The organism is Aquiflexum sp. (assembly GCF_041749095.1).
GTDB lineage: Bacteria > Bacteroidota > Bacteroidia > Cytophagales > Cyclobacteriaceae > Aquiflexum.
The window spans coordinates 1-2,454 of sequence record NZ_JBGTCA010000091.1 but is presented as its reverse complement, the minus strand read 5'-3'; the positions used below and the strand labels follow the sequence as shown (position 1 = coordinate 2,454).

Annotated in this window: 3 protein-coding genes; 2 read left to right on the top strand and 1 reads right to left on the bottom strand. The window is 40.3% G+C overall.

The window, feature by feature from the left end; all coding sequences use genetic code 11:
* Both ACEW8O_RS04845 and ACEW8O_RS04840 read left to right on the top strand, forming a co-directional pair.
* Positions 1-1,497, top strand: a 1,497-nt coding sequence (locus tag ACEW8O_RS04845) for an ATP-binding protein (RefSeq protein ID WP_373493492.1), incomplete at its 5' end; no start/stop codon positions are given.
* Positions 1,494-1,916: a response regulator gene (locus ACEW8O_RS04840; protein WP_373493491.1), complete on the top strand. Its 423-nt coding sequence runs from the start codon at positions 1,494-1,496 to the stop codon at positions 1,914-1,916. The genes ACEW8O_RS04845 and ACEW8O_RS04840, both read left to right, overlap by 4 nt.
* A 267-nt stretch (positions 1,917-2,183) precedes the next feature.
* Here ACEW8O_RS04840 and ACEW8O_RS04835 read toward each other — a convergent pair.
* On the bottom strand, positions 2,184-2,454 hold a 271-nt coding region (locus ACEW8O_RS04835; RefSeq protein WP_373493490.1), incomplete at its 5' end, for a DUF4097 family beta strand repeat-containing protein.

The window sequence follows — 2,454 nt, the reverse complement described above, 5'->3', positions numbered from 1 at the left end:
GGAATAATAAAGGGTCCGGATTATGTGTATGAATTGGCAAATCCGCTTTATTTGGAGCTCATAGGTGTTAAAGATGTTATCGGCAAAACCGTAAAAGAAGTATTGCCGGAGCTTGAAGCACAGGGAATCTTCCAATTTTTAGACACTGTCTATGAAACCGGGGAAACCTTTTCGGCTAATGAGATGCTGGTAAAATTTGATCACCATGGTAACGGAGAACTCGTTGACCGATATCTAAACTTTATTTATCAGGCGAATAGAAATAATGAAGGAATCATTGATGGTATCCTTTTCTTTGCCTCAGATGTGACTGAACTGGTACTGGCACGCAAAAAAGCTGAGGAAAGCGAAAATCGCTATAAGGAACTCATTCAAAATTTACCGATTGCAACCTATTCCTGTGATACTGAAGGAAACATATTATTATATAACAAAGCGGCAGCAGCATTATGGGGAAGAGAACCGGAAATAGGAATAGACAAGTGGTGCGGATCCTGGAAAGTTTATAATGAAAATGGCAAACCTCTACCTCTTGATTTATGCCCAATGGCTATAGCCCTAAAGGAAGGTCGTAAAATTACAGATCAGGAAATAATTGTAGAGCGTCCCAATGGTGATATGATAAATGTGCTGCCATACCCGGTACCTTTTATGGATTCAACCGGTCGTGTAACCGGGGCTGTTAATGTGCTGATCGATATCACAGAACGCAAAAAAGCAAATGAAAAACTAAAAAAACAAAACCAGGAACTTGACTTTCAATTCAAAGAAAAAGAATACCGGACTGCAGAATTAAGCCTTTCAAATAAGGAATTGGTTAAAACAAATATGGAACTGGACCGCTTTGTCTATAGCGTTTCTCATGATTTACGTTCCCCACTCACCTCAATTCTAGGCCTTATTGCTATTATTGAAGAAGAAAGCAGGGAACCTGACACGCTGGAACAGGTAAAAATGATCCGCACCAGCATAAACCGACTTGATGGATTCATCAGAAATATCCTCAGTTATTCCCAAAATAACCGCACCGGACTGGAAAACCAAAAAATACCCATTAAAAAAACCATAAATGAAATTGTAGACTCGGTACGTCACATGAAAGGAGCCAGGGGAATTTCCTTTCAGATTGATATTGATGAGCAGGAGCCATTTTATTCAGATTTGCAACGTTTTAATACCATATTGGAAAATCTTATTTCCAATGCCATTAAATACCATACAGAAGAGGTTTCCGGAAGATATTTAAAACTGACCGGTACAACAGATAACAAAGAATTAAAGCTCAGCATCTCCGATAATGGAATTGGCATAGATCCTAAATTTCACGATAAATTATTTGACATGTTTTATCGCCTGCCTGGCAATACGGAGGGAACCGGTTTAGGGCTTTATATTGTAAAAGATACACTTGAGAAAATGCAGGGAACCATTGAAATTCAATCTGAAAAAGGAGAAGGAACTACCTTTAACATTAAGCTCAAAAATTTAATACCATGAATGACGGACTCCCCGTAAATTTTGAAAATGTCATGATCATTGACGATAATCAAATAGATCTCTATATTGTATCGCGGATGATCACTAAAAACAGTTTCGGGAAAAATGTGTTGCAGTATTCCTCCGCCATTGAGGCATTAAACTACCTGAAGGAAAATCAGGAAGACATCCCGAGGTTACCCGCTGTGATTTTTGTGGATATCTACATGCCTGGGATGTCCGGATTCGAATTTATGGCAGAATATGATAAATTGTCAACTGCTCTAAAAAAACATTGCAGGGTATTCATTATTTCTTCATCGATTGACGAACAGGACTTGGCTAAAGCAAACCGGGATAAAAACATAGTGACCATGAAGGAAAAACCGATTACCGAAGAATTTCTAAACGAGTTTAAGATTAATTACCGCATTTCCTGATTTGCCTATACCATGGTCAGAGTCGGCAAAGAACCCAAAGATTGGAATTAGCTTATACTTGTTAGGAAATGTCAGTGAGGACACTGACATTGGCACCAGACTATTTATTTTTCCTATCCTAAGAGATTCCCCTAAATTCTACGGGGCAGGATTTCACTTCGCTGTAGGCATTGTGGTCAATTTAGGATTCACCAAAGCTCGTTCTGAATGACGTATCAACACCGGTCATCCGGCATCCGTCATCCGACTTCCAACTTCCAAACTCCCCTAATTCTCTATCCTGATACTCCCACTGCTCACCTTACCCCGGATCGTATGGGAGGCATTGTTGCTGATGTTGAGCTTTTTACCTGAGGAATTGCCTCCTACCTTTACCGAACCACTGTTGGCGCTGAGATCATAATTGTATTGGTCGAGATCAGAATCGGTCTGGATGCGGATACTGCCTGAATTGGCATTCAGGTTGGTTTTGTCGCCCAGGCCTGATCTTTCTGCCCGGATATTTCCGGAACTTACCGAAAGTTCCCCCAACCCCGAG